This window comes from Neisseria sp. P0022.S009 (genome assembly GCF_051956675.1).
GTDB lineage: Bacteria > Pseudomonadota > Gammaproteobacteria > Burkholderiales > Neisseriaceae > Neisseria.
Genome location: NZ_JBQCXE010000006.1, coordinates 129,223 through 135,942, shown reverse-complemented (window position 1 = coordinate 135,942; position 6,720 = coordinate 129,223). Strand labels below are relative to the sequence as shown.

General features: G+C 49.8%; 6 protein-coding genes. 1 reads left to right on the top strand and 5 read right to left on the bottom strand.

Annotation, left to right across the window (positions count from 1 at the left end):
- Positions 1 to 131: 131 nt before the first annotated feature.
- Positions 132 to 944: a cytochrome C assembly family protein gene (locus ACTHUG_RS09370; protein WP_049348541.1), complete on the bottom strand. Its 813-nt coding sequence runs from the start codon at positions 942 to 944 to the stop codon at positions 132 to 134.
- Positions 945 to 1,123: 179 nt separating this feature from the next.
- On the opposite strand from ACTHUG_RS09370, the gene ffh reads away from it, so the two are divergent.
- Positions 1,124 to 2,494 carry a signal recognition particle protein gene (gene ffh / locus ACTHUG_RS09365; RefSeq protein ID WP_004520277.1) on the top strand — a complete coding sequence of 457 codons (1,371 nt, stop codon included), beginning with the start codon at positions 1,124 to 1,126 and terminating at the stop codon, positions 2,492 to 2,494.
- 102 nt (positions 2,495 to 2,596) lie between these two features.
- Here ffh and ACTHUG_RS09360 read toward each other — a convergent pair whose 3' ends face one another.
- From ACTHUG_RS09360 to ACTHUG_RS09345, 4 genes are all read right to left on the bottom strand, one after another.
- A complete protein-coding gene (locus tag ACTHUG_RS09360; RefSeq protein WP_079453970.1) occupies positions 2,597 to 2,896 on the bottom strand; it encodes a hypothetical protein in 300 nt (99 codons plus the stop codon).
- A 141-nt stretch (positions 2,897 to 3,037) separates the two neighbouring features.
- Positions 3,038 to 3,733, bottom strand: a complete 696-nt coding sequence (locus tag ACTHUG_RS09355) for a thiol:disulfide interchange protein DsbA/DsbL (RefSeq protein WP_070838807.1) — start codon at positions 3,731 to 3,733, stop codon at positions 3,038 to 3,040.
- Positions 3,734 to 3,902: 169 nt separating this feature from the next.
- Positions 3,903 to 6,014, bottom strand: coding sequence for a TonB-dependent receptor (locus ACTHUG_RS09350; RefSeq protein ID WP_440386552.1), 2,112 nt, complete (start codon positions 6,012 to 6,014; stop codon positions 3,903 to 3,905).
- A 166-nt stretch (positions 6,015 to 6,180) separates the two neighbouring features.
- Positions 6,181 to 6,714, bottom strand: a complete 534-nt coding sequence (locus ACTHUG_RS09345) for an alpha/beta hydrolase (protein WP_440386553.1) — start codon at positions 6,712 to 6,714, stop codon at positions 6,181 to 6,183.
- Between the last annotated feature and the right edge of the window lie 6 nt (positions 6,715 to 6,720).

Below are 6,720 nucleotides of genomic sequence, written 5' to 3'. Positions count from 1 at the left end.
CCTGTTTTAACAGGGTTTTTATTTTTCTCAAAACACCTCAAATCTTCCCTATTCGCGTCCTATATCCAACCCGGTTCAATACTAAGGCCGTCTGAAAGAGTATTTCAGACGGCCTTTTTGAGGTTTTCCATTTATCCAATACGGTGCAGGATAATTTCTAAGACAAATTTACTGCCTATATAGGCAAAAATCAGACTGACAAATCCAACAATGGTCCAAACGGCGGCTTTTTTACCCCGCCATGCGGTCATGCTGTGTTTCAACAATAATGCGCCATAAATCAGCCACGACATAATACTGAAGATGGTTTTATGCGTGAAGGTCATGGGTTTGCCGAAAACGGCTTCTGCAAAAAACGTACCGCTGATAACGGAATAGGTCAATAAAATGAAACCTGCCCAAATACCTTGGAACATGAGTTTCTCCAAACTCAATAAAGGCGGCAAGAAGCTGACCAATGCGGAAAAACGGCGTTTGTGCAGATTGCGGTTGATTAAAAGGATTAGGATGGCAAATAAGGTAACGATGCCAAATAGTCCGTATGCAAGCAATGATGATGCAATGTGCGACAGCGGCAATAAGTCTACGATTTGACGGCCTGTGAAATCTCCCGGGAAAAGGAAACCCAGCAATAAGGTTAATGCGGCACAGGGATACAATAAGAGTTGCACTCCGCGCAGACAATAAAAGAAGCTGCCCAAGCAGTACATCATCAGCATCAGCCAGACTATCAGACTGAGCGAATAGCCGAAACCGGTAATCAATACCCTATCCTGCAATACCGGGAACATCAATGCTGCGCCATGTACCAATAATGCGCCGCTCAAAATCAGCAGCTCGATTTTCAGCGGGTAAGATTTATTATTGTGCTTTTTATGTTGCAACCAGGAAAATGCGCCCAATCCGGCATATACCAGCATCAGGCAAATTAAGACAATCGGCATAAATATCTTTCTCAATAGATACTATGAACACTTGACGTACGGCCGGCAGGGTTTCAGACGGCCTGTGCGTGTTTGTGTTCTTGAAGCATAACTTCGGACTATCGTGTAAAATAATCCCAATTTTATTTTAACAAAGAATGCCCTGTATTGGGCAGCTATTCTCATTATCAAGGATAAGTATGTTAGACAACCTGACCAACCGCTTCAGCAAGGTACTTAAAAATATTCGCGGCCAATCAACGCTGACCGAAGACAATATTAAAGAAGCCTTGCGCGAGGTTCGTCTTGCCCTGCTGGAAGCCGACGTTGCATTGCCCGTCGTTAAAGAATTCGTCAACACAGTCAAAGAACAGGCCCTCGGTCAAGAAGTCGTCGGCAGCCTGACGCCTGACCAAGCCTTTATCGGCGTGGTCAACCAAGCCTTGATCGAATTGATGGGCAAGGAAAACAAAACGCTGGATTTATCGGTTTCACCGCCTGCCATCGTTTTGATGGCCGGTTTGCAGGGTGCCGGTAAGACAACAACCGTCGGCAAGCTCGCCCGCCTGCTGAAAAACGATCAGAAGAAAAAAGTTTTGGTGGTATCTGCCGACGTTTACCGCCCTGCCGCGATTGAACAGCTGCGTCTGTTGGCCGAACAGGTCGGTGTGGACTTTTTCCCGTCCGATACCAACCAAAAACCGGTTGAAATTGCGACTGCCGCCGTTGATTACGCCAAAAAACATTTTTACGATGTCTTGATGGTCGATACCGCCGGCCGTCTGGCAATCGATGAAGAGATGATGAACGAAATCAAAGCGCTTCATGCTGCGGTCAACCCGGTTGAAACTTTGTTCGTCATCGATGCCATGCTGGGTCAGGATGCAGTGAACACTGCTCAGGCATTTAATGAAGCCCTGCCGCTAACCGGTGTTGTATTGACCAAGATGGACGGCGACTCGCGCGGCGGTGCGGCATTGTCCGTACGCCATGTAACCGGCAAACCGATTAAATTTATCGGTGTCGGCGAGAAAATCAACGGCCTTGAGCCTTTCCATCCCGACCGTCTTGCCAGCCGTATCCTCGGTATGGGCGACGTATTGACCCTGATTGAAGACGTTCAAAAAGGTATTGATGAAGAAGCCGCCGCCAAAATGGCGAAAAAGCTGCAAAAAGGCAAAGGCTTCGACCTCAACGACTTTAAAGAACAAATCCAGCAGATGCGCAATATGGGCGGCTTGGAAAACCTGATGTCGAAAATGCCGGGCGAACTGGGTCAAATATCGAAACAAATCCCCGAAGGTACGGCTGAAAAAGCGATGGGTAAAGTAGAAGCCATCATCAACTCGATGACCCCTAAAGAACGCGCCAACCCTGCCCTGCTCAAAGCCAGCCGCAAACGCCGTATTGCAATGGGTGCGGGTACGACCGTGCAGGAAGTGAACAAATTGCTCAAACAGTTTGAACAAATGCAACAAATGATGAAGATGTTCAGCGGCAACGGTTTGGGCAAACTGATGCGCTTGGCCAAAGGCATGAAGGGAATGAAAGGCATGTTCCCAGGTTTGTAAGCTGATTTGACAGAAAACGCCGTCTGAAAAGTTTCAGACGGCGTTTTTATTTTTACTCTAGCAAGAATTACTATTCACATATAACTATGAAATCTATTCCTTTTAAGGATTTTCATAGCGTACCGATGCCTCTTCCAACATTTCCCATTGGCCACCACTACCATGGTAGGTTTCGGCACCAAGACTGAAAACGGCATTGCAGTGCGTACATTGAAAATAATGTACCACGAAATCGTTCCAACCATATATGTCACGATTACCCTGAGAATCAGTATGGGTAATGTAACCGCTATTGGCAATGGTTTTAGCAAAATCAAGGCTGGGACCATAAACTTTGGCGTAGGCTGGGGTAATGTCGATGAGCGTGCCGTCTGCTAAACGATCAGAGGCTCGCAGTAACATTTGCGATAATTCTTTCGGAACCCTGATACGAACGGTAGGTCGCAGGTCAGAACAGTAATCACACATTGTTTGGATCTTTCAGCATAGTAAAGGAAAACGAAGTGGAAGGAGCGCGAAATCCTTGCTCATTCAATCCTCAACTTATTGCGGCTTTTTCTGCTCTTCGCGTACTTTGTCCACCAGTTGGTCAATCGTGGTCATGCCGGACTGCCAGTCTTTAAATTCGACTTGGTATTTGCCGCCGACAATAACGGTCGGTGTGCCGCTGATTTGGAATTTATTGGTCAACTCTTCCATTTGAGCCGCACGCGCTTGGCTTTCGGGCGCTTCAAATGCAGCCAATACTTTTTTGCCGTCAAACGCGGTTTGCTCGGACAACCATTTTTTCAGGGTATCGGTATCGGCCAAGTTAATTTTTTGGTTAACCATCGCATCGAAAATATGGCTGTTGGCTTTATCTGATTCACCGGCCATTTCCACTGCAGCGGCCAAACGTGCCAAAGGTTTCATTTCATCACCCCAAACGACATGCTCCCGGCGCATATAGGTATCGTCTTTAAACGTTTTGATGTGTTCGCTCAAGACCGGCTCAAGATGGGCGCAATGCGGGCAGAAGTAGCCGAAGAATTCCAATACTTCGATTTTGCCGGCCTGCTGTTGCGGAATCGGGTTGGACAAGACGGTGTAATTGACACCTTCGGTCAATGCGGCAGGGGCTGCCGGAGCGGATGCACTGCTTTGGGCGCTGTCTGCCGGAACGCTGGTTTCCGCCTGTTTGCCGCAAGCGGCCAATGCCAACAGGGTTAATGAAGTCAAGGCTAAGGTTTTCAGTTTCATAGGTATCTCTTTACATTCAAATCAATGGGCGGATTTTATGGCATTTTGTTGGAGGTGTGTTCGATTTGAGTGAAAAAATGTGTTTAGTTTTATTTCAACCTTTATAAAGGCCGTCTGAAATATGGCTTAGATCATAGCCTTATTTTCAGACGGCCTTTGCCTGGTTTCATCAGAAACGGTAATTTACCCGGGCAGTATAGCCGCGCGGATTACCCGGCATGGCGTCCGAACGCCAATATTTTTGATTGAGCAGATTGGCTGCGGCAAAGGTAACGTTGACGTTTTTATGGTTCCAGCCGAGCATGGCATCAACTCGGGCAAAGCCGGGAAGCGTGGTCACTTCTTTGTTTCTTGAGTCGTAGCCGTAGCGTTTGCCCGTACCGGTTACGCCGATTTCGCCGTAGAGGTTTTCGGTCGGCGTGTAACGGAAGAACAGGTTGCCGGTAACGTTGCTGGTATTGTCCAAATGGATGCCCACTCGGTCGGGATTTTCCTTGTCTTCAACCACTTTTGCCTGCATCACGCCCAACGATCCGCGCAGATAAAGTTTTTTGGGGATGATTTGTCCGATGGCGGACAGCTCTACGCCGCGCGAACGGTGTTTGCCGCCGACAGCCCAAGTGTAGGGATCATTTTGCGCGTCGGGACGGTAGCGGATATTGAAGCGTTCGATTTGGTAGGCGGACAATGTAGTGCTGAGGCGGTCGTCCAGCCAACTGCTTTTGACACCGGTTTCGTATTGGCGGGTGTACTCGGGGTCGGCGTTGAACACGGCGGCAGACGAAGTGTCGATACTCAAATAACCGCCGCGTCCGCCATAAGGCGCGAAGCCTTTGTTATATGAGGCGTAGAGTGTGTGGGCAGGCGTTACGTTCCACACTGCGCCGATATTGGGGCTGAATGAATGGCCGCTGTATTGGCGGCTGCTGCCGGTGAGTTTGTTTTCGGAATTAAAGGTGTATTTGTCGTAACGGCCGCCAAGGACGAATTTCAAATCGGGCGTAGCGGAGAAGATGTTTTGCACGAAAATGCCGTAGGAGTCGGCTTTGTGGCGATTTTGGGTCAGGATAGGCTGCAATCTGCCCGAAGCCGGCCAGCTTGCGCGGTCGTAGGGGTCGATGGAGACGGAGAAGGCGCGGCTGTAACCCAAGGTCGGGTTGCGGTGTTCGCGGCTGTAGTCCATGCCTACGGTCAGGTGGTTTTCAAAACGCCCGATGTTGTAGTCGCCGTTGAGTGTGAAGTTGGACGACAGGGTTTTGTTGTCGGTCTGCTGCCAAGCGTAATTGCGTTTGATTAAGCTGCCGTTTTCGCTGCCTGCATAGAAATGGTCGAAATCCTGCGCCGCCGTACGGTGGGCGAGCTGCCATTGGGCGCGCCATTTGTCGTTGAAGGCGTATTCGAGGTCGGAACGCCAAACTTGCAGCTTGTCTTTGACAAAATCGTTCGGGTGGGCGAAACCCATGCGGTAAGGCAGTCCGAAGCGATCGTACACGGACTTGGTCGGGCTGCGGTCGGGCGTGCGCTCCACATTGTCGTAGGTGTATTGTCCCGTCCACTTCAAGCCGTTGTCGAGTTTGACGGTAATGCTGGGCGAAACCATGACGTTTTTGCTGTCTATGCCGCTGCGGAACGAATTGGCGCGCCCGACTTCGCCGGTGAGGCGGATGGCGACGTTTTTGTTCAGCACTTCGTTGATGTCCATATTCAGGCTGCGGTTTGCCCACGAGCCGTAAACCGCACCGATGTTGCGGCTTTGTTTGAAGTTGGCGTATTTGCTGACCATATTGATGACGCCGCCGCCGTTGGTGCGGCCGTAAAGCACGGAAGACGGGCCTTTCAGGATTTCTACGCGCTCGATGTTGGCGGTACTGCGGCGGACCTGTCCGCTCTCGCGCACGCCGTCGCGGTAAATATCGGAGGCGTCGGCTTGAAAACCGCGCAGGAAAATGCTTTCGCCGCGCATATCGTAGGCAGCGTCGATGCCGGCGTTGCCTTCGAGGATGGAACTCAAATCGTTCGTGCCGTAGTTTTTGTTTTTCTGGATATTGAGCGTATCGACGGTTTGCGGCGTTTCTTTGATGAGCTGTCCGTTGCGGGTAACGGCGGCTTCGTCGTAGTTGATGTAGCCTTTGAGTACGCTGGTGTCGGACTGTCCGACCACGGAAACGGTGGGCAGCGTGGCGGTGTAATGTTCGCCATTATCCTGCGTATCGGCGGCAGCAACAGGGAAGGAAGCGATAATCAGCGTGGGTAATAAAGCCAAATGAAATGGTATTTGCATTTTTATACTCAATTTAACGAAACAACCGAATTATATTGCTTCATAAAAGAAATGAGAATAGTTTCTTTTAATTATATTTAACATGATATTTGCAAACAAAGGCCGTCTGAAACACATATCGGTTTCAGACGGCCTTCGTTTATTAATATTAATAGATACTGCTACACTACTTACTTAACAGCATTTCCTGCATCAGCTTCATGCCCCATTGCCAGCCGCCGAGCGCGCCGTTTAACTGGCCGGAATGCGGCGATTGGAGCAGGCGCGCCTGCCAGCGGTCGGCCTGTTCTTGCGCCCAATCGCGTGGTGTGCCGTTTGTTTCGGCGATGACCAACGCCGTACGGCAAGGGCAACGGACGCGTTGGAACGTATGGATTTCGTCTTCGGGAAAAGCTTCGGGACTCGGCGAGACCAAAATAATATTGGTCAGGCGTTTTTGCGTCAGGATGTCGGCTTGATACAGCCATGCCAAAAATGCGGACACACCAACACCATGAGCCACGACGGCAATATTTCTGCTGACGATATGGTCGAAGGCCGTCTGAATGGCGTGTTGCCATTCGGAAACGGTTTGCCGATTATCGGCTTCGGCAGTGTAGACAATCGGATAGCTGACCGCCCAGCGGTCTATCCACATTTCTGCTTCATCCGCATCGCGTATCAGAAACAGCGCCATTTCTTCGAGTTCGAAGCTCTGCATTTTCAG

Excerpts from the sequence above, each read along its gene's own strand:
- ACTHUG_RS09360 (WP_079453970.1), bottom strand. The coding sequence starts at position 2,896 with ATGTTACTGCGAGCCTCTGATCGTTTAGCAGACGGCACGCTCATCGAC.
- ACTHUG_RS09345 (WP_440386553.1), bottom strand. The coding sequence starts at position 6,714 with ATGCAGAGCTTCGAACTCGAAGAAATGGCGCTGTTTCTGATACGCGAT.
- ACTHUG_RS09350 (WP_440386552.1), bottom strand. The coding sequence starts at position 6,014 with ATGCAAATACCATTTCATTTGGCTTTATTACCCACGCTGATTATCGCT.
- ACTHUG_RS09370 (WP_049348541.1), bottom strand. The coding sequence starts at position 944 with ATGCCGATTGTCTTAATTTGCCTGATGCTGGTATATGCCGGATTGGGC.
- ffh (WP_004520277.1), top strand. The coding sequence starts at position 1,124 with ATGTTAGACAACCTGACCAACCGCTTCAGCAAGGTACTTAAAAATATT.
- ACTHUG_RS09355 (WP_070838807.1), bottom strand. The coding sequence starts at position 3,733 with ATGAAACTGAAAACCTTAGCCTTGACTTCATTAACCCTGTTGGCATTG.